This window comes from Maricaulis sp., from assembly GCF_015665295.1.
Lineage (GTDB): Bacteria > Pseudomonadota > Alphaproteobacteria > Caulobacterales > Maricaulaceae > Maricaulis.
Genome location: NZ_JADFAJ010000009.1, coordinates 1 through 19607, shown reverse-complemented (window position 1 = coordinate 19607; position 19607 = coordinate 1). Strand labels below are relative to the sequence as shown.

Annotated in this window: 15 protein-coding genes and 3 tRNA genes; 13 read left to right on the top strand and 5 right to left on the bottom strand. The window is 62.3% G+C overall.

The window, feature by feature from the left end:
• Positions 1–42 precede the first annotated feature (42 nt).
• The 3 genes from QZZ02_RS04280 to QZZ02_RS04270 all read left to right on the top strand — a co-directional run bounded on the left by QZZ02_RS04280 (position 43) and on the right by QZZ02_RS04270 (position 4452).
• Positions 43–2319 (top strand): NADP-dependent malic enzyme, encoded by a 2277-nt coding sequence (locus QZZ02_RS04280; RefSeq protein WP_291842615.1) that lies wholly within the window; start codon positions 43–45, stop codon positions 2317–2319.
• A gap of 92 nt (positions 2320–2411) precedes the next feature.
• Positions 2412–2921 (top strand): hypothetical protein, encoded by a 510-nt coding sequence (locus tag QZZ02_RS04275; protein WP_291842614.1) that lies wholly within the window; start codon positions 2412–2414, stop codon positions 2919–2921.
• A gap of 97 nt (positions 2922–3018) precedes the next feature.
• Positions 3019–4452: an MATE family efflux transporter gene (locus QZZ02_RS04270; protein ID WP_291842613.1), complete on the top strand. Its 1434-nt coding sequence runs from the start codon at positions 3019–3021 to the stop codon at positions 4450–4452.
• On the opposite strand, the gene QZZ02_RS04265 is transcribed toward QZZ02_RS04270, so the two are convergent.
• Both QZZ02_RS04265 and QZZ02_RS04260 read right to left on the bottom strand, forming a co-directional pair.
• Complete coding sequence (locus QZZ02_RS04265; protein ID WP_291842611.1) at positions 4449–5075, bottom strand: methyltransferase domain-containing protein; 627 nt, start codon at positions 5073–5075, stop codon at positions 4449–4451. The genes QZZ02_RS04270 and QZZ02_RS04265 overlap by 4 nt on opposite strands.
• Before the next feature lie 32 nt (positions 5076–5107).
• Positions 5108–6334 carry a hypothetical protein gene (locus QZZ02_RS04260; RefSeq protein WP_291842609.1) on the bottom strand — a complete coding sequence of 409 codons (1227 nt, stop codon included), beginning with the start codon at positions 6332–6334 and terminating at the stop codon, positions 5108–5110.
• A 152-nt stretch (positions 6335–6486) separates the two neighbouring features.
• On the opposite strand from QZZ02_RS04260, the gene QZZ02_RS04255 reads away from it, so the two are divergent.
• The 8 genes from QZZ02_RS04255 to QZZ02_RS04220 all read left to right on the top strand — a co-directional run bounded on the left by QZZ02_RS04255 (position 6487) and on the right by QZZ02_RS04220 (position 15476).
• Positions 6487–6571 (top strand) — tRNA-Leu (locus QZZ02_RS04255).
• 217 nt (positions 6572–6788) lie between these two features.
• Complete coding sequence (gene tig, locus QZZ02_RS04250) at positions 6789–8336, top strand: trigger factor (protein ID WP_291842608.1); 1548 nt, start codon at positions 6789–6791, stop codon at positions 8334–8336.
• Between the two features lie 189 nt (positions 8337–8525).
• Entirely contained in the window at positions 8526–9161 is a 636-nt protein-coding gene (locus QZZ02_RS04245; RefSeq protein WP_291842607.1) for an ATP-dependent Clp protease proteolytic subunit, read from the top strand.
• A gap of 162 nt (positions 9162–9323) precedes the next feature.
• Positions 9324–10595, top strand: a complete 1272-nt coding sequence (gene clpX / locus QZZ02_RS04240) for an ATP-dependent Clp protease ATP-binding subunit ClpX (RefSeq protein ID WP_291842606.1) — start codon at positions 9324–9326, stop codon at positions 10593–10595.
• 146 nt (positions 10596–10741) lie between these two features.
• Positions 10742–13147, top strand: a complete 2406-nt coding sequence (gene lon / locus QZZ02_RS04235; protein ID WP_291842605.1) for an endopeptidase La — start codon at positions 10742–10744, stop codon at positions 13145–13147.
• A gap of 279 nt (positions 13148–13426) precedes the next feature.
• The gene (gene pheA, locus QZZ02_RS04230) at positions 13427–14581 is read left to right on the top strand and encodes a prephenate dehydratase (RefSeq protein ID WP_291842604.1); all 1155 of its coding nucleotides are present in this window, start codon (positions 13427–13429) and stop codon (positions 14579–14581) included.
• Positions 14582–14688: 107 nt separating this feature from the next.
• On the top strand, positions 14689–15330 hold the full coding sequence (locus tag QZZ02_RS04225; protein ID WP_291842603.1) for a TetR/AcrR family transcriptional regulator: 642 nt from the start codon (positions 14689–14691) through the stop codon (positions 15328–15330).
• A gap of 70 nt (positions 15331–15400) precedes the next feature.
• Positions 15401–15476, top strand: a tRNA-Val gene (locus QZZ02_RS04220).
• 19 nt (positions 15477–15495) lie between these two features.
• Here QZZ02_RS04220 and bioD read toward each other — a convergent pair.
• Both bioD and bioF read right to left on the bottom strand, forming a co-directional pair.
• The gene (gene bioD, locus QZZ02_RS04215) at positions 15496–16161 is read right to left on the bottom strand and encodes a dethiobiotin synthase (protein ID WP_291842601.1); all 666 of its coding nucleotides are present in this window, start codon (positions 16159–16161) and stop codon (positions 15496–15498) included.
• On the bottom strand, positions 16161–17339 hold the full coding sequence (bioF, locus tag QZZ02_RS04210) for an 8-amino-7-oxononanoate synthase (protein WP_291842600.1): 1179 nt from the start codon (positions 17337–17339) through the stop codon (positions 16161–16163). The genes bioD and bioF overlap by 1 nt, the downstream gene beginning before the upstream one ends.
• 43 nt (positions 17340–17382) lie before the next feature.
• Between bioF and QZZ02_RS04205 the strand changes: the two genes are divergently transcribed.
• Both QZZ02_RS04205 and QZZ02_RS04200 read left to right on the top strand, forming a co-directional pair.
• Positions 17383–18669: an adenosylmethionine--8-amino-7-oxononanoate transaminase gene (locus QZZ02_RS04205; protein WP_291842599.1), complete on the top strand. Its 1287-nt coding sequence runs from the start codon at positions 17383–17385 to the stop codon at positions 18667–18669.
• 109 nt (positions 18670–18778) lie between these two features.
• Positions 18779–18855, top strand: a tRNA-Asp gene (locus QZZ02_RS04200).
• Positions 18856–18936: 81 nt separating this feature from the next.
• Here the strand turns inward: QZZ02_RS04200 and QZZ02_RS04195 are convergent.
• Positions 18937–19607: metal-dependent hydrolase (locus QZZ02_RS04195; protein ID WP_291842598.1), on the bottom strand; the 671-nt coding region annotated here is incomplete at its 5' end.

Here is a 19607-nt window from a genome sequence, read left to right as displayed (position 1 = left end):
ACCGGTGCAGGTTCGGGCTTCGACCTTTCCCCGGGGTGAACCATGTCTGAATCAACCTATCGCGGCGACAAGCAACTCGATGCGGATGCGCTCGCCTTTCACATGAAGCCGACGCCCGGCAAACTCGCCGTGACACCGACCAAGCCGATGGCAACGCAACGCGATCTGGCACTGGCCTACAGCCCTGGCGTCGCCGCGCCAGTCCGGGCGATCGCGGATGATCCGGATACGGTCTACGACTATACCTCCAAGGGGAATATGGTTGCCGTGGTTTCCAATGGGACAGCCATTCTCGGTCTTGGAAACCTTGGACCGGCAGCGTCCAAGCCCGTGATGGAAGGCAAGGCGGTCCTGTTCAAGCGTTTTGCCGATATCGATGCGGTGGACATCGAGGTCGACTACACGGATCCGGACAAATTCATCGATTGCGTGCGCGGATTTGGCGACACGTTCGGCGGGATCAACCTGGAAGACATCAAGTCTCCGGAATGTTTCGAGATCGAAACGCGTTTGCGCGAACAGCTCAACATCCCGGTTTTCCATGATGACCAGCATGGCACGGCGATCATTGCTGCGGCCGGCCTGATCAATGCCTGCGACCTGACCGGTCGCAAGATGGAAGATCTCAAAGTCGTGCTGTGCGGCGCCGGCGCGGCGGGGCTGACCGTCCTCGAACTCATCGAGTCGATGGGCGTGAAGTCGAAGAACACGATCGTCGTCGATATCGACGGCGTGGTCTATGAGGGGCGCCCGGGTGGCCATGACCGCCTGAACAAGCACGCCATCAAGACCGACAAGCGCACGCTGGCGGATGCCGCCAAGGGGGCCGATGTGCTGCTCGGCCTGTCGGCTGCCGGGGTGTTCACCAAGGAAATCGTCGCCTCGCTGGCGCCCAATCCGATCATTTTCGCCATGGCCAATCCGACGCCGGAAATCACGCCGGAAGAGGTCAAGGAAGTCCGCGACGATGTGATCATGGCGACCGGACGGTCGGACTATCCCAACCAGGTCAATAATGTCCTTGGTTTCCCCTACATTTTCCGGGGCGCCCTGGATGTTCGCGCCCGCACCATCAATGAAGAGATGAAAATCGCCGCGGCGCGCGCTCTGGCAGCCCTGGCCCGGGAGGATGTGCCCGATGAAGTGGCGCAGGCCTACCAGGTCGAGCGGCTGCAATACGGACCTGACTACATCATCCCGACGCCCTTTGATCCGCGACTGATCGCCTGGGTGCCTCCATTCGTGGCGCAGGCCGCGATCGACAGCGGTGTGGCGCGCCGCCCACTTGAGGATTTTGAGGCCTACAAGCAGGTGCTCGCCCGTCGTCTTGATCCGACGGCCGCCGTTCAGCAGCGCATCACGGCGTCGATCCGAGCCCAGCAGAAAACCATCGTCTTCGCCGAGGGGGAGGAGCCCGCCGTCATTCGCGCCGCGCACGCTTTCCAGACCCAGGGTCTGGGCAAGGCGGTGCTGGTCGCGCGTGAGGATGTCGTGGCTGCCAATATGAAGGAATTGGGCATTCCGGCTGGCACGCTGGAAGTGTGCAATGCGCGCCTCTCCGAGCATAATGCCGACTACTCCGATTATCTCTACGAGCGCCTGCAACGGCAGGGCTATCTGCGCCGCGACGTTCAGCGTCGTGTGAACAACGACCGAAATGTCTTCTCCGCCTGCATGCTGAAAATGGGTCATGCCGACGGCATGGTCACCGGGGTGACGCGACACTCCAACGTGGTCATGAATGAAGTCGAGCTGGTCCTAGACCCGATTGAAGGCAGCCGGCCGGTCGGCGTGACGATCGCGGTGACGCGCGGCCGCAGCCTCGTGATCGGGGATACGTCGGTTACCGAATTCCCGGACGCCGAGGCGCTCGCCGAGATCGCCGTCGTAACAGCCAATGCGGCGCGCCGTTTCGGCATGACGCCGCATGTGGCCTTCCTGTCCTATTCCAGCTTCGGCAATCCGCCCGGCGAGCGGACCACCAAGATCCAGCAGGCGGTCGAAATCCTCGACACGCAGGGAGTGGACTTCGAGTATGAGGGCGAACTCGCGGCCGATGTCGCGCTCGATCCGGATCATCACAAGCTCTACCCGTTCTCGCGCCTGACCCAGCCGGCCAATGTCCTGATCATGCCGGCCATCCACTCGGCCTCGATCGCGGTCCGCCTGCTCAAGGCAGCGGGCGGGGCGACGGTGATCGGCCCGATGCTTGTGGGGCTGGAAAAGCCGGTCCAGATCGCGCGCTTGGGCGCCAATGTTACGGATATCGTCAACCTGGCCGGCATTGCCGCTTATGATCTCAATCGGGTAACAGGCTGAAATTCATTGAATACCGCTTCCAGCCCGCACGGCTTTTTAAGACCTGCGCTTTAAGTTTCCTGACCTTGTTCAGGATTTGAGTGGGGGTTGGAATGTCGAATTTGTTCAGAAATGCGCAAGTGGCGCCTGTGGCGGCGGTCGTGGCGTTGATCGGGGTCTGCGCTGTTGAGGCACCTGCGATGGCCCAGGGCGAGGGGTATCCGCTGGCCGGCCAGCACTGGACGCTGGACGTGCACGACCAAATTGGAGCCTACGGACTGAATGCGACGATAGAACTCGTCTTTGAAGAAAACGGGTGCATATCGATGTCGTCTTCAAGTTTGGAGCCCCCACTGGAATTTGACACGTGTTCCTCACAATTCGCGGTGACGGGACTGGATGGCGCCCAGACCTCGCAGGCCGATCTGAGTTTCAGCTATGATTTTCCTTATCCGAAATGGCGCGACGAAGTCATGGGGGGCGTAGAGCGCATGGAAGATGCGCGGGCGTCCGGGAACATGACATGTCCCGGCATGGAAATCCCCGAAGTCGGCGAGGAAATTACCGGCTGTGCCATGCCGGACGTGACAGCCGACCGGGTGACGCTGACCCGAACGCAGTAGGTCTTCACCGCAAGTCACAGTGAATTGACAGCCACACGCTGCAGACACGTGACACGATACCTATCTATGCTCGTCTGCGAGTGAAGAGGGGACGCGCATGGCCGGACGGGCAGCACGTGACATGACGGAAGGCCCGGTCTTCGGGCATATCCTGCGCATGATCATGCCGATGAGTTTCGGCATTCTGGCCATGATGCTGGTGGGGATTGTCGACACCTACTGGGTCGGCACGCTCGGAACCGCCCAGCAGGCGGCGGTCCAGATGAGTTTCCCCGTCACCATGCTGGTGATGAGCGTCTCCATCGGTCTCGGTGCCGGCGCGGTCTCTGCGGTCTCACGCGCCGCCGGGCGCAAGGACGGTACCTCCACGATCGCCCGCATTTCGACCGATGCCATGACCCTGGCGCTCCTGTCGGTCGGCAGCGTGTCCCTGCTGGGCGTGATTTTCGTGGAGCCGATCTTTCGTGGGCTAGGTGCCAGCGAGACCATGCTGCCGCATGTGGTCGACTACATGACGGTCTGGTTTGCCGGCATTGTGCTGATCGTCGGACCCATGGTCGCCAGCAATATCCTGCGCGCGCTGGGCAATGCGGTCGTCCCGAGCCTGATGATGATCGCTGCGGCCTTCGTGAATCTGATCCTCGACCCGATTTTCATCCTCGACGATGTCTTTGGACTCTTCCCCGGTCTGGGCTGGGGCGTGTCCGGCGCCGCGCTGGCGACCGTCGCAGCCAATACGGTCACCTTCCTGATGGTGGGCTGGTATCTGGTGGTCAAGGAAAAGTTGATTGATTTCAAACCGGAAGACTTGGGCGAAGTGTGGCATCACTGGCTTGATGTTGCCCGCGTCGGAGCGCCCGCCTGCCTGTCCAACGTGTTCAATCCGCTGGCCATGACGGTTGCGATGTCGGGGCTTGCGATGGCGCGTTTCGGTGATGCTGCGGTGGGCGGTCTTGGCGTGGCAGGCCGGATCGAGGCCTTCGCCATTGTTCCGCTTTTTGCGCTCTCTGCCTGTATCGGCGCGGTGACCGGCCAGAATGGCGGCGCCGACCGGCTCGACCGGGTCCGCGAAGCCTTTCGTTCAAGCTTCCTCTTCTGCATTGGTTGGAGCCTGGCCATCGCGGCCATTCTGTGGGTCGCGGCCCCCTGGCTGGCGACGGCCTTCCTGCCCAGCGAGGCTGGTCAGTCAACGGCAATCGCCTACTGGCGAATCGTGCCGCTGACCATTGCCGGCTATGGCATCACGATTGCGGCTTCGGCCGGATTCAACGGGCTCGGCCGCCCGGCTCACGGCATGGTGATCACGGCTTCGCGGGCGCTTGGCATGATGATCCCGGCGGTCATCATTGGTGGCTACTGGCTGGGGGCGCCGGCCGGCGTGATCTGGGGCGTTGCATTCGCCAATATTGTCGCGGGCCTGGCGACGGCGCTCTTCGTGCTCACGCGTGCGCCCATGACGGCGAAGCATGGCAGGCAACGCAAACGCCGCATGCCGCTTGGTGATCCGGCCACCGCCCAGGAGACGCCCTAGCGGCGGGTCAGGACAGCGGAGAGTTCCGGTTTGCCGTTCAGACTCGGGTGCGGCCAGGCCTCGATATTGCCCGGGTCCGGCCAGATCCAGAGTCTGTCGCTGAACAGCTCGCGCATCGCATCGAGTGGGCAGCCAAAGGGTGGTCCGCCGCGCTCATTCTTCTGCATGAAAAGGGCAAGCAATTGTCCGCCCGGCTTCAGCCACAGATTGGCAAGGGCATCGGCGTAACGCTCGCGCAGGCGCGGATGGATTGCGCACAGGAAGGTCTGGTCATACACACGGTCGGCTGGCTCGTCGGGCTGCCAGCGCCGGTCGCCCGATCCGAGGATGTCGCCTTCGAGATACTCGCAGGAAAGGTCTTCCTTTTGGAGCTTGGCTTTCTGCCACGCAATCGCGGTACCCGACAGATCTGCTGCCGTCACATTCAGACCTGCTCGCGCGAAGGCCGCCACTTCCGGACAGCGGCCACAGCCGGGGATGATGACGGAATGTCCGGGTGCCAAGGTGCCGCTTTCCAGCCAGTTCCGGGCTGCCGGGTGAACGCCTGGTCGCTCCCAGGGCGTATCATTGTTGCGGAAGCGGGCTTCCCAATCGAGGGCGGAACGGTCTTCATTCTGGTTCATTGAGGCACTATCAACAGCCGTTGCCTGCGCGTCTAGGCGACCTTGTGCATCCGGTAGAGGTCAACCATGCTAATCGCCTGACCGGGTGCCGGCGCAGGCCGGTCGGGCACAACGCTCTGGCCGGAGAAGAAGCGGACGCCGCTGGCCATCGCGGCTTTGAGAACCAGCAAGTCCCGCACATCATGCAAATAGGTCGCGGCCTTGTGTGCCGCGGCGGACCTGACCATCTGGTTCAGCGCCCGGGCGTCATGGTCCATCAGACCCTCGGAATTGGCATTGGAGGGCGCGGGCGAGGCGCAGGCAAAAAGACTGATCGGGCAGGCGGAAAACGCGTCCAGCCCAGTTTCCCCGAAGGGTATTTCCGCCATCAGCCCGACACCGAGCTGACCGAGTTCGGCCAGCGCCGCAGCCTGGGCCTGCGGCTGGTCAGTCAGCCCGTCAATGCGCACCAGAAGCGATTTGCGGGCAGGTTCGGGGAGGCTCTCGATACGGGCACTCAAGGCCGATCTGTGCTCACGATCTGACCAGCTGCTGGCATGCAGCGCGATGCGCAGCGTGATGCGTTTTTGCTTGCGGGCGAGGGCCGTCATCATGCTGATGGCAGCGTCCAGAGCGCACGTGTCCAGATCGAACTGGCTGACCTTTGACATGCCTGTGGCAATCGCGCGTCGCCCTTCCAGCGCCCGGCCGCCAACCACGACCTTGGCGAGCGCTGCGTTGATCGCGATCACCTGCTTGTGGGCATCCCAGAGCGGCCGGTAATGCGCCAGCACATCTTCGTCCTGATACTCGGAGACAGGGCGAGTTCGAGGCAGGCGGGATGGCTCGGCGGGCTTGGCTTCGGGCGTTTTGATGTGGATCGGCGTGGGAGCGGCGCTGGCGGTTGCCAGTTGCGTGATCTCGTCGGCAGCGACCCGGCTCGCCTCGCTCTCAACGCCGATTTCGGCGCTCTCCGGGGAGCCGAGAAAAAAAGCCATCAGCGCCTCACCGAGGGCAGACAGAAAGGCCGCGGGGTCGTCAGGTGGCCTGGCGAAAAGGACCAGGAAGCCTTCCTCGCAGGGGATGACCGCATCCTCGTCGGCCAGGCGTTTGGCAAGAAACTGGGTACCGGCAGCGAACACTTTCTTCTTCGTGCTCGGCCAGTGTTCGCCGGCTTTCTCGCGCACAGCAGTCAGATTGACCAGGCGGAACTGCCCGACATCAATGCGTTCGCCGCGCGCCATCGCCCGCTTGATGAATGTCTTGAGATCAGCCGTCATCTATTCCCACGTCCGGAAAGTCGGGTGGCAGTCTGCCTCTCAATGCTTAAGGCCCGATTGACTGCAACGCGGTCGAGGCATCGCGGTGTGCGCCGGATTGAAGGTCGGTCTTGCCTGACCTGAAAAGCCGCGCCATAACGCGCGCCCGGCCTGCGGATGTGGCGGAACTGGTAGACGCGCCAGATTTAGGTTCTGGTGCCGAGAGGCGTGGGGGTTCGAGTCCCTCCATCCGCACCACCCTTTGCGCTGAGGCTTCGGGTGGCGGGCCATGGAGACGGCCGCCCGGTCGCGCGTGGAAGGGCTTGATACGTGCGGCTTGCTGTTCAGCTCTGCTGTCCTGTGCGGCTGAACCGCTGCGCAGCGTTGCCTACGCCGAATCCGCGTGACATAACGCGCGCTCGATTTTGCACGCGGTTTTTGACCGCCCGTCTGTTTGAACATCTAAGGCTAACCCATGAACGTCATCGAGAAAGCCACCGAAGGCTTGAGCCGCACTTACGAGATCGTCATCCCGGCTGACGACCTGCAAGCTCGCCTGGCTGCGAAGATCGAAGAGATCCGTCCTGAAGTCCGCCTGAAGGGCTTCCGCCCGGGCAAGGTGCCGACCAGCCACATCCGCAAGATGTTCGGCGAAAGCATCATGGGTGACCTGCTCAATGAGCTGGTTCCGGAAACCACGCAGAAAACGCTCGACGAGAAGAAGCTGCGTCCGGCCTCGCAGCCGGATATCTCGGTGACCAGCGAAGCCAAGGACGTGCTCGGCGGCAAGGCCGACTTCGTGTTCGAGATCGCCCTGGAAGTCATGCCTGACTTCGAGCCGGCCGATCCGTCCAAGCTCTCGGTGACCCGTCCGGTCGCGGAGGTCGAGGACGCCGAAATCGACGAGGCGCTGCAGCGCCTGGCCGATGAGAGCCGCGAATTTGCCGCCAAGAAGGGCGGCAAGAAGGCCAAGGCGGAAGACGGCGATGTGGTCGTCATCGATTTCGTCGGCAAGCTCGACGGCGAAGTGTTCGACGGCGGTTCCGCCGAGGACGCGCGCGTCGCCATCGGCGACGGCGCTTTCATCCCGGGCTTCGAGGAGCAGCTGCTTGGCGCCACCGTCGGCGAAGAGCGTGTGCTCAACGTGACCTTCCCGGAAGATTATCAGGCCGCGCAGCTGGCCGGCAAAGCCGCGACGTTCGATGTAACCGTTAAGGGCCTCGAAACCCCGCAGGATGCCAAGGTCGATGACGAGCTGGCCAAGCGCCTCGGTCTGGAAAGCCTCGACAGCCTGAAGGACGCTCTCAAGAAGCGGTTCTCCGGTGAGCACGCCCAGCAGTCGCGCATGAAGGTCAAGCGCGACCTGCTCGACAAGCTGGATGCCGAGCACAAGTTCGACTTGCCGCCGAAGATGGTGGAAGCCGAGTTCGAGAATATCTGGCGCGAAGTAGCGCACGCCATCGAGCACGATCATCTCGAGGAAGAAGACAAGAACAAGTCGGAAGACGAGCTCAAGTCCGAGTATCGCGAGATCGCCGAGCGCCGTGTGCGCCTGGGACTGGTGCTGGCCGAGATCGGTCGCCGCAACAATATCGACGTGACCCAGGAAGAATTGTCCCGCGCCATCAACCAGGAGGCGGTCAAGTATCCGGGCCAAGAGCGTCAGGTCGTCGAGTTCTATCAGAAGAACCCGAATGCCGTCGCCCAGATGCGCGCACCGATCTACGAGGAGAAGGTCGTCGACTACATCCTCGAGCTGGCTGATGTGACCGAGATTACCGTCGCCAAGGACGCGCTATACGCAGACGAGGACGAGGCTCCGGCCAAGCCCGCCAAGAAGCCGGCTGCCAAGAAGAAGACTCCGGCCAAGAAGGACGCCGCTGCCAAGTCTGACGACAAGCCGGCCGCGAAAAAGAAGGCCCCGGCCAAGAAGTCTGCCGACAAGGACGAGGCGGCTGCCAAGAAACCGGCTGCCAAGAAGAAGGCACCGGCCAAGAAGTCTGCTGCCAAGAAAGACGCGTAACCACTCACGCGTTTCGCGATGATACAGCGCCGGCGCTTTTCAAGCGTCGGCGCTTTTCGTTTCGGCACGATTTGGCAGATGTCGCTGCAGCGTGCGCCTTGCCTACGACTTCGACGCCCGCGATAGTCCGACTATCCCGTCTGATGAGAATCGGCCCGATCCCGGTGCCGTCACCCCAAGGAGCGCGATATGAATGATCCCCAGGATGTAATGATGAATCTGGTTCCGATCGTCGTCGAGCAGACAAGCCGCGGCGAGCGCTCTTTCGACATCTATTCGCGCCTCCTGAAGGAGCGCATCATCTTCGTCACCGGTCCGATCGAGGATCACATGGCGAGTCTGGTCATCGCCCAGCTTCTCTTCCTCGAGTCCGAGAACCCGAAGAAAGAGATTTCGATGTACATCAACTCGCCGGGCGGCGTGGTGTCGGCCGGTCTCGGCATCTACGACACGATGCAGTATATCCGCTCGCCCGTGTCCACGATGTGCCTCGGCATGGCGGCCTCGATGGGCTCGCTGCTGCTGACGGCAGGCGAGAAGGACATGCGCTTTGCCGCGCCGAATGCGCGTATCATGGTGCACCAGCCTTCCGGTGGATTCCGTGGCCAGGCCTCGGACATCGAGCGTCACGCGGCCGATATCCAGAAGATCAAGCGTCGCCTGAATGAAATCTATGTGCACCATACCGGTCGCACATATGAGGAGATTGAATCCGCGCTCGATCGAGACAACTTCATGTCGGCGGAAGAAGGTCTGGAATTTGGCCTGATCGACAAGGTTATCGAGCGCCGCGCAGAAGACGGAAAGGAAGGTTCTGACAGCTAGCGAGCGACCGGGATGCAGGCATGATGCTTGATCGGAACTGCATCCATGTGATCGAATACGCAGCGGCAGAAACCTTTCGCTAAAGTTCGGCCTTGATTTTGCACGAGGTCGTAAGCGAAAGCGGGTATCATCGCGATGCCTGCGGGTTGAAATGGAGCGGTCATGAGTAAGACGACGGGCGGAGACAGCGAGTCGAAGAACACACTCTACTGCTCTTTTTGCGGGAAGAGTCAGCACGAGGTTCGCAAACTGATCGCCGGACCCACGGTGTTCATCTGTGATGAATGCGTCGAGCTCTGCATGGATATCATTCGCGAGGAAAACAAGTCCTCGCTGGTGAAGTCCAAGGAAGGCGTGCCGTCGCCGCAGGAAATCTTCAACGTTCTCAATGATTATGTGATCGGCCAGGCGCATGCCAAGCGCGTGCTCGCCGTGGCCGTGCACAATCATTACAAGCGCCTCAACCACGCTTCGCAGAATTCCGATGTGGAGCTGGCCAAGTCGAACATCCTGCTGATCGGTCCGACCGGTTGCGGCAAGACGCTGCTCGCCCAGACGCTTGCCCGCATCCTGGATGTGCCTTTCACCATGGCCGACGCGACGACGCTGACCGAGGCGGGCTATGTCGGCGAGGATGTCGAGAACATCGTCCTCAAACTGCTGCAGGCCGCTGACTACAATGTCGAGCGGGCCCAGCGCGGCATCGTCTATATCGACGAAATCGACAAGATTTCGCGCAAGTCGGACAATCCTTCTATTACCCGCGATGTGTCGGGCGAGGGCGTCCAGCAGGCGCTTTTGAAAATCATGGAAGGCACGGTCGCGTCCGTGCCGCCGCAGGGTGGCCGCAAGCATCCGCAGCAGGAATTCCTGCAGGTTGACACGACCAATATCCTCTTCGTCGTCGGTGGCGCCTTTGCCGGCCTCGACAAGGTCATCTCGCAGCGCGGGCAGGGCTCCTCGATCGGCTTCGGTGCCGATGTGCGTGAACCTGATGCCCGTCGTACCGGCGAGATCCTGCGCGAAGTGGAACCGGACGATCTGCTGCGCTTCGGCCTGATCCCGGAATTCGTCGGCCGTCTGCCCGTTATCGCGACTCTGGAAGACCTCGATATCGGCGCCCTGGTGCAGATCCTGACCGAGCCAAAGAACGCGCTCGTCAAGCAGTATCAGCGCCTGTTCGAGATGGAAGGCGTTGGCCTGACCTTTACCGAGGACGCGCTCAAAGGCATTGCCAACCGGGCCATTGCCCGCAAGACCGGTGCCCGCGGCCTGCGGTCGATCATGGAAGGCATCCTTCTGGAAACCATGTTCGATCTGCCAGGCATGGAAGGCGTCGAAGAGATTGTGGTTAACGGCGAAGTCGTTGAAGGCAATGCGAAACCGCTGTCGATTTATGCCGAGCGCAAGGACGACAAGCGGGAGGGCGCTTGACCTTTTCAGGTCGCATCGCCACCTCTTGAGGTAAGATGGAACCCCGGAGGCCGTGCAAGACACTGGCATCCGGTCGTTCCGAATAGAGTCACGATCTGTATCAAGGTCTGCACGCGCTCCTCCGGTTGAGCGCGAATGGAGCAAGCATGTCCACCACGAAGACACTTCCACTACTTCCCCTGCGCGACATCGTCGTTTTCCCGCACATGATTGTGCCGCTCTTTGTCGGGCGCGAGAAATCGGTCAGGGCGCTGGAAGAGGTAATGAAGGCTGACAAACAAATCCTGCTGGCCACCCAGCGCACCGCGTCTGATGACGAGCCGAACGCGTCCGCCATCCACACAACCGGCGTGATCGCGTCTGTCCTGCAATTGCTGAAACTGCCGGACGGTACCGTCAAGGTGCTGGTCGAGGGCGGCGTTCGCGTCGAAATCGGCGGCTATACGGACCGTACCGATTTTTACGAGGCCGAGTGCACGACCATCGATGAAGATCCCGGCGACGTCTCCGAGCTGGAAGCGCTGATGCGTACGGTCTCGGCGAAGTTCGACGATTACGTCAAGCTGAACAAGAAAGTTCCGCCGGAGGCCCTGGCCTCGCTGTCGCAAATCCGCGAGCCGGGCAAGCTGTCCGATTCCATCGCGGCGCACCTGGCCGTCAAGATCGAGGAAAAGCAGTCCCTGCTCGAGGAGCCCGATGTCACGCGCCGTCTCGAGCGCATCCTCGGCATGATGGAAGGCGAGATCGGTGTTTTGCAGGTCGAGAAGAAGATCCGCTCGCGCGTGAAGCGCCAGATGGAGAAGACCCAGCGCGAATATTATCTCAACGAGCAGATGAAGGCGATCCAGCGCGAACTCGGCGAAACCGACGACAGTCGCGAGGAGCTGGCCGAACTCGAGGAAAAACTGTCCGAGGCCAAGCTTTCCAAGGAAGCCCGCGCCAAGGCCGATGCCGAGTTCAAGAAGCTGCGCAATATGAGCCCGATGTCGGCCGAGGCGACCGTCGTGCGCAATTATCTCGACTGGATCCTCTCGGTCCCGTGGGGCAAGCGCAAGCGTCTGAAGAATGATCTGGAACGTGCTGAAAACGTGCTGGAAACGGACCATTATGGCCTCGAAAAGGTCAAGGAACGCATTCTTGAACACCTCGCCGTGCAGGCCCGTACCAAGAAGCTCAAGGGCCCGATCCTGTGCCTCGTCGGGCCGCCCGGCGTCGGCAAGACCTCACTGGGGCGTTCGATCGCCAAGGCGACCGGTCGCGACTTCGTGCGCATGTCGCTTGGTGGTGTGCGTGACGAGGCCGAGATCCGTGGTCACCGTCGGACCTATATCGGTTCCATGCCGGGCCGCATCATCCAGTCGATGAAGAAGGTCAACTCGTCCAACCCGCTCTTCCTGCTCGACGAGATCGACAAGCTCGGTGCCGATTATCGCGGCGACCCGGCCTCGGCCCTGCTTGAAGTGCTCGATCCCGAACAGAACGCCAATTTCAACGATCATTATCTGGAGGTCGATTATGACCTGTCCGATATCATGTTCGTGACCACGGCCAATACGCTCAACCTGCCACAGCCGCTTCTGGACCGGATGGAGATCATCCGCATTGCCGGCTATACGGAAGACGAGAAGGTCGAGATCGCCAAGCGCCATCTCATTCCAAAGCAGATGAAGAATCACGCCCTCACGGACAGCGAATGGACGCTGACCGAGGCGGGGCTGCGTGACCTTATCCGCTATTACACGCGTGAAGCGGGTGTGCGTAGTCTCGAGCGTGAGATTGCCAATCTCGCCCGCAAGTCCGTGGTGCGTATCGAGCGCGGTACGGCCAGCTCGATCACGATCACGCCGGACAATCTCGGTGAGTTCGCCGGTGTCCGGAAGTATCGTTTCGGTGAAACCGAGGATCACGACCAGATCGGCATTGTCACCGGTCTGGCCTGGACCGAGGTTGGCGGCGATCTGCTGACCATTGAAGCCGTCCGCATGCCGGGGCGCGGCAAGATGATGGTCACGGGCAATTTGCGCGATGTCATGAAGGAATCGATCTCTGCAGCGAATTCCTTCGTGCAGTCACGCGCGCCGTCGCTCGGCATCAAGCCGACCATCTTCCGGGCTGCCGATATCCACGTCCACATGCCTGAGGGCGCCACGCCGAAGGATGGTCCGTCGGCCGGTGTCGGCATGATGACCGCCATCGTCTCCGTGCTCACCGGCATCCCGGTGCGCAAGGATATCGCCATGACTGGCGAGATCACCCTGCGTGGCCGTGTCCTGCCAATCGGTGGTCTCAAGGAGAAACTCCTCGCAGCCCTGCGCGGCGGTGTGAAGACGGTCCTCATCCCCAAGGACAATGAAAAGGATCTCGCCGAGATCCCGGACAATGTCAAAGAAGGGATGGAGATCATCCCGGTTGAAACCGCGGACGAGGTCCTGATGCGCGCCTTGGTCGAGCCGGTCGAGCCGGTGGAATGGACCGAGGCCGACGAGGCAGCGCTGGCCGCGATGGCGGCCCAGCAGGGCGGTGATCCGTCCGGTCAACCGATTGCGCACTAGGCGACTGAAATCGTTTCATTTGAAACAATCTTGGCCGGAGGCGATGTCTCCGGCCATTTTTGTGCAGAAACTGCGGGATTTGGCGCAGAATTCGGATTGACCGTGCACGCACCTGCAGCCACTGTCGTCCCATGAACAACGCGGCCCACGCCTTTGCAGCCTATTTTACCAACGCGACCCTTATGGGGGCGGTGGCCGGCTAGCATGTGCGACAGCGCAGTGTGACCAGGGCCTCCCCCACGGGGAGGCCCTTTTCTTTTGCCCAGAGGGATGACGAGCATGACAACGGAAATGACGCGGGACGAGATCCGCAGCGCCATCAGCGAGATCGACCAGCAATTGATCGCAGCCATTGCCCGGCGCTCGGATCTGGTCGAGGAAATCCTCAAGGCCAAGGTCAGGACCGGAAGTCCCGTCAGGGACCGCGAGCGTGAGCGCGAGGTCCTTCGCGCCGCAGTGCAGCAGGGCTCCGAGAAAGGGCTGTCCAGCGAACTCGTCGAGACCGTCTTCCATGCCCTGTTCGAAAGCTCGATCCGGCGCCAGCGCGAGAATTTTGATTCCATGCGCAATGACGAGCTCAACGAGGCCAGCGTCGCCTATCTCGGCGGGCCGGGCAGTTACAGTCATATCGCGGCCCAGAAGGTCTTCCAGCGCAACAATGCGACCGTCATCCCGTCACCCAAGCGCGACTTTGTGTCGATCTTCCGGGCCGTCGAGAATGCCGAAGTGGATTACGGCGTGATCCCGATCGAGAACACCACGACCGGTTCGATCAACGAGGTCTATGACATCCTGATCAACTCCCACACCCAGATCATCGGGGAATTCCTGTTGCGGGTGGATCACTGCCTTGTGGGTCGGGCGAGCGGGCAGGGGCGCATCCGGCGGGTTTTCGGACATCCCCAGGCGCTGGCGCAATGCCGCCGCTATATCGCCTCCCATCCCGAGCTGGAAACGCATATGGCGGCGTCCACAACGCGCGCGCTCGAGCGCCTGCTTGAGGATGACGACACCGCTGTCGCGGTCGCCGGCGAAGACGCGGCGCGCCTGTTCGGCATGGATATCCTGGAGCGCAATGTCGGTGACCATGAGCAGAACATCACCCGTTTCATCGTGATCGGTCGCGCGTCCAAGCTCCCGACCCGTGAAGTGGAGTGCAAGACCTCGCTGATGTTCACCACGCGCGACACGCCGGGCTCGCTGGTCGATGCGCTGCTGGGCTTCCGCGACAATGGTGTCAATCTGGTGAAGCTCGAATCCCGCCCGATTGCCGGCAATCCCTGGGAAGAGATGTTCATCATGGATGTCGAGGGGCATTTGGAAGACCGGAAGATCAAGGATTCCATGGCTGTGCTTGAGGAGCACACGCGGGAGATCAAGCTGCTGGGTTGCTATGCGATGGACGCGATCGACAAGGTTTCCGTCGCCGAGTGAGGCGCGGAGCAGCCGAAGGGTGAACGCCTTTCCGGCCACCCGCCAGCAGGGCCGGAAGCGAGAAAATGAACGTTGTTCGGCTGCCCGGTCCGGAGTATCAGGGTCGCATGACAGACATTCACGATCAGACCCGGCCACGCGGTCGCCCGGCGCTGGCTCCGGAGGCGCGCAATGAGGCGCTTGTTGCGGCAGGTGCGTTGCTGGCCGAGCAGGGCCTCAAGGGCATGAAAGCACGCACGATCGCGGCGCGCGCCGGTCTGAGTGTCGGGTCGATCTACAAGCTGTTCGGCGATATTGATGACCTCATTCGAGAGCTCAATGTCCTGACCTATCGCGATGTGGCACTGCATCACCATGACGCTCTCGCGGCGGCCGGTCTGGATGCTGCAGATGTGCACGGGCGCCTTATGGTGCTGGCCCGCGCCTATATCGATTTCATCATCAACAATGATGCGCGCTGGCGGGCGCTGCTGACCTTCAATCGTCGCAATACAGGCGAAGCGCCGCGCTATTACACGCAGCACGAGGACCAGCTCTTCCATATCATCACCGATGTTCTGGAGCCGGCACCCGGTTTTGCCGAACCGGCCGCGCGCGAGACGGCTGCGCGGGCGATCTGGGCCGCTGTGCACGGGATCGTGCTCATCGTTCTGCCCAATGCGCGCTATGACGATCCGGTCGCGACAGCGATGACCCAGATCGAGATGATTGTCGGCGCGTTCATCCGGGATGCTGCAGCGCATCGTTGAGGCGGGCTTGCGCTGACTGCCGCGAAGGCATTACAAGCGCCTCCTTGCCCGTCATCGGGCACCGGTATCCGGGCGGTTAGCTCAGCTGGGAGAGCATCTCGTTTACACCGAGAGGGTCGGGGGTTCGAGCCCCTCACCGCCCACCATATCCCTCCAATGCCGACCCTAGTCGAGCAGGGTCTCGCTCGCGCGTTCAAAGAGGTCCAGCAGCGGCGCCGGGTTTGCCGGGTCGAAAATCCGGACATCGGCGCGCGGCGCGAAGCGGGCAATGCTGCGCGCCGTTTCCGCCACGGGCGTCTCGCTGACCGGGTGGTAGTTGACAATGACCGTGCATCGGCCATCCAGAACGCGCAAAGCCGTCAGCGTATGCGTAATCGTTCCGAGATAACTGCCGGCGACCAGCACAGGATGGGCATCGAGTTCGCGAATCAGGTCGAGATTGAGCCCGTCAGTCGCAATCGGTGACATCACCCCTCCCGCACCCTCGATCACGGTCGGCATGTCGCGGGAGATGTGGTCGAGACACCAGGTTACGATCTGGTCCATGACGAGTTCTCGCCGTTCCTTGCGGGCGGCCTGGTCCGGCGAGACCGGGGCCCTGAAGCGCCAGGGCGACACCGCCTGGACGCCTTCGCCGGTCAGCGCATCGCCATTGGCGCGCATCAGCCGGATCGTGTCGGTCTCGTTGAGAGCGGATGGGTCAAAGCCGGAAATGACCGGCTTGAGGACACGCAGGGCGCGGCCCTGATCCCGCCAGGAACGGATGAGGGCGCACAAGACATGGGTCTTGCCAATATCGGTGCCGGTGCCGGTGAAGAAGAGTGGTCGCATTACTCGGCAGCTTGGGTTGTTTGCAGGATATCGGCAAGGGCTTGTGCGAGCCGGTCGATATCGGCCTCGTCATGGGCCGCATTGAAGGTGATACGCAGGCGCGAGGTGCCACGCGGCACGGTCGGAGGCCGGATGGCTGTCACGAGGAAACCCGCGGCTTCAAGTTCGGCGGATGCCGAAAGGGCGGCCTGCTCGCTGCCCATCAGCACCGGGACAATCGGTGAACTCGGTTCGGCCAGGCCGAGATGGCGGCAGAAGCGGCGGGCCAGGGCCATGGGGCGCTCGCGCAGGGCTGCGTCGCACTCTATCCGGTCGAGCGAAGCAAGCGCCGCCGCGGCGCAGGACGGTGGCAGTGCCGTTGTGAAGACCAGCGGTCTGGCGCGGGAGCGCAACAGATCGCAGACAGCCCGGGAAGCACACAGGTAACCGCCATAACTCCCCAACGCTTTCGAGAGGGTCCCCATCTGGAGCGGCGGGATGGCCGGAGGGCTGAAGCAATGCGTCGTGCCATGGCCGTCACCGATCACGCCGATGCCATGGGCATCATCCACCAGCGTCCAGGCGTCATGGGCATCGGCCAGCGCGAGAAGCGCGGGCAGGGGGGCGAGATCGCCATCCATCGAGAAGACCCCATCGGTAAGGATCATTGCATGGCGATGCGCGCCGCGAAGCGCGGTCAGCCGGGTGTCGAGATCCGCCATGTCGTTATGCCCAAAGGTCTCAACCCGGGCCCCCGACAGGCGAGCCCCGGCATGAAGACAGGCATGCGCCAGAGCATCGACGAGGACCAGATCGCCGGCCCCGAGGAGGGCCGGTGTTATGGCGAGATTGGCGAGATAGCCGGACCCGAACAAGAGGCAATCCTCAGTCCCCTTGAAGGCTGCCAGTCGTCGTTCCAGTTCAAACAAGAAAGGGTGGCCACCGGTCACCAGCCGCGAGGCGCCGGCTCCGGCACCATACTGGCGGGTCGCGGCGGCGGCCGCGGCGATGACCGTCGCATCCTGGCTCAGGCCGAGATAATCATTCGAGCAGGCATTGATGAGCCGCCGACCGTCGCGCGCGACGATGGCACCGCCGACCGGCTCGGTCGCGCGCGTATGCCGACGCAGGTTGAGACGGTCTAGCCCGGCCAGCTTGCGACTGGCGAAGTGCTGCAGGGATGTGCCGGCGGAAGTCATGCTAAGCCTGTCGCACAGAATTATAGCCTGCTAAAGCCTCCACATGACGCTTGATGCAGACAAGAGGGGCTTCAGCCCCGCCGAACACGCCCTCTGGCGCCCCTATGCGCAGATGAAAACGACACCGCCGGCGCTTCCGGTTATTGGCGCGAACGGGGTGCGGCTGGAACTGGCCGATGGACGGACCCTGATTGACGGGGTCTCGTCCTGGTGGACGGTGTGTCATGGCTATCGCCATCCGCACATCATCGACGCCGTCAAACGCCAGCTCGATGCGGTGCCCCACGTCATGCTGGGGGGGCTGACGCATGACCCGGCGGAGCGGCTGGCCCGCCGGCTGGCGGCGCTGGCGCCCGGGGATTTGAACCACGTCTTCTTTTGCGAATCGGGTTCGGTCTCGGTCGAGATCGCGATGAAGATCGCCGTTCAGTCCTTCATCAATCGCGGTCAGCGCGGACGCACGAAATTCCTCGCCTTTCGTGGCGGCTATCATGGCGACACACTGGCCACCATGTCAGTCTGTGATCCCGAAGAGGGCATGCACCACCTGTTCGCCGGCGCGATCGCCCGCCAGGTGATTGCTGACCTGCCCACCGATGCCGAGCGACTCGACAGCCTGTCCGTCGTCATGGCGGAACAGGCTGACAGGCTCGCCGGTGTGATTGTCGAACCCCTGGTACAGGGCGCCGGCGGCATGCGTTTTCACGACGCCACTACCTTGCAGGCCCTGCGTGACCTGTGTGACCGCCACGGGCTGCCTTTAATCTTTGATGAGATCATGACCGGCTTCGGCCGTCTCGGGACAATGTTTGCCGCCGACAAGGCCGGGGTCTCGCCTGACATGATGACCGTGTCCAAGGCGCTGACCGGCGGGACCCTGCCGCTGGCAGCAACGATCACCTCCACCCGCCTGTTCGAGACATTCTGGGACGAGGACGCCGGCAAGGCGCTGATGCACGGACCGACCTATATGGGCAATCCGGCTGCCTGTGCCGCCGCCAATGCCTCGCTCGACCTGTTCGAACGGGAACCCCGTCTGGCCCAGGTGCATGCAATCGAATCCATGTTTGCCGCCCTGTTGCCGGAGGCGCGTGTACTGCCCGGCGTGGTCGATGTGCGCTGGCAGGGCGCCATTGGCGTCATCGAGATGCAAAGCCTGCCCGAGCTGGACATCCTGAAGGCAGCCTTCGTCGAGGCGGGGATCTGGGTCCGCCCCTTCAACAATATCATCTATCTCATGCCGCCCTATGTGATCAGTGCCGAGGATCTGGAACACCTGATCCGCACAATGCTGCGGGTTACTGCAGGCTGGGCCCGGCGGCATTTCTGACCGGGCCGGGCAGGGCGCTGCATTCGGTCAGCAAAGCGTGCTGAAACCCGCTTGACCGCACCGCGCTCTGCCCATAAACAACGCACCTCGCTTCGGCGAGACGCCTCATGCGGGTGTAGCTCAGTTGGTTAGAGCGCCGGCCTGTCACGCCGGAGGTCGCGGGTTCGAGTCCCGTCACTCGCGCCATTTCCCCAGCGGAAATTGCGCAAACAAAACGGCCGCCCTTCGGGGCGGCCGTTTGCGTTTTGGCTCGGGATAGCGGTGTGCCTATTCGGCAGCGACCGGCTCGGCGAGGTCGAGGCGCGCTTCGGTGTCGGCGATCAGGTTGCGGTCATCGACCTGCCAGGGGTGAAAGCCGGGCTGGAAATAGGCCAGCCAGGCCGGCAGGACACGGCGCAATATCCCCGGACGCCCCCACAGATACCAGGCAAGACCGGCGCGGGCGCGAAGTCCCGTGATCCCGTCCTGGGCCAGAAGGGCAAGGCTCTCGCGCCAGCGCTTGAAAATGAAATCGCGCGACACCCGGGCAAAGACCGCACAGCGAATTCCCCAGCGTTTGATCGGCTTCACCTCGCGCATGACATGGGCATAGGTGTCGAACGCGACACTCTTGTGCTCAATCTCCTCGATCGCGTGCCACAGCCACATGCGTTGCGATTCGCGATCTGTCTCGGCGTAGAGCGTCGCATCCTTCAAGGCGAGATGGGCAAAGATGGCGGTGAAGTGCTCAAGCGAGACCGTAATGCTCAGCTGTGCGACAGGATGGCCTTGGCGGGCCAGGGCCAGGCTTTCCTCGACCGTCTTGAGGGCGTGGCTGACATCATAGCCGTCCTCGATGACGCGCTGGTTGAAGGCGTTGTGTTCACGGGTATGGAAGGCTTCCTGACGCGCGAAGTCCTTGATCTGGGAGGCCAGTTCCGGTGGAACATCCTTCTGGA

Excerpts from the sequence above, each read along its gene's own strand:
- QZZ02_RS04280 (WP_291842615.1), top strand. The coding sequence starts at position 43 with ATGTCTGAATCAACCTATCGCGGCGACAAGCAACTCGATGCGGATGCG.
- QZZ02_RS04275 (WP_291842614.1), top strand. The coding sequence starts at position 2,412 with ATGTCGAATTTGTTCAGAAATGCGCAAGTGGCGCCTGTGGCGGCGGTC.
- QZZ02_RS04270 (WP_291842613.1), top strand. The coding sequence starts at position 3,019 with ATGGCCGGACGGGCAGCACGTGACATGACGGAAGGCCCGGTCTTCGGG.
- QZZ02_RS04265 (WP_291842611.1), bottom strand. The coding sequence starts at position 5,075 with ATGAACCAGAATGAAGACCGTTCCGCCCTCGATTGGGAAGCCCGCTTC.
- QZZ02_RS04260 (WP_291842609.1), bottom strand. The coding sequence starts at position 6,334 with ATGACGGCTGATCTCAAGACATTCATCAAGCGGGCGATGGCGCGCGGC.
- tig (WP_291842608.1), top strand. The coding sequence starts at position 6,789 with ATGAACGTCATCGAGAAAGCCACCGAAGGCTTGAGCCGCACTTACGAG.
- QZZ02_RS04245 (WP_291842607.1), top strand. The coding sequence starts at position 8,526 with ATGAATGATCCCCAGGATGTAATGATGAATCTGGTTCCGATCGTCGTC.
- clpX (WP_291842606.1), top strand. The coding sequence starts at position 9,324 with ATGAGTAAGACGACGGGCGGAGACAGCGAGTCGAAGAACACACTCTAC.
- lon (WP_291842605.1), top strand. The coding sequence starts at position 10,742 with ATGTCCACCACGAAGACACTTCCACTACTTCCCCTGCGCGACATCGTC.
- pheA (WP_291842604.1), top strand. The coding sequence starts at position 13,427 with ATGACAACGGAAATGACGCGGGACGAGATCCGCAGCGCCATCAGCGAG.
- QZZ02_RS04225 (WP_291842603.1), top strand. The coding sequence starts at position 14,689 with ATGACAGACATTCACGATCAGACCCGGCCACGCGGTCGCCCGGCGCTG.
- bioD (WP_291842601.1), bottom strand. The coding sequence starts at position 16,161 with ATGCGACCACTCTTCTTCACCGGCACCGGCACCGATATTGGCAAGACC.
- bioF (WP_291842600.1), bottom strand. The coding sequence starts at position 17,339 with ATGACTTCCGCCGGCACATCCCTGCAGCACTTCGCCAGTCGCAAGCTG.
- QZZ02_RS04205 (WP_291842599.1), top strand. The coding sequence starts at position 17,383 with ATGACGCTTGATGCAGACAAGAGGGGCTTCAGCCCCGCCGAACACGCC.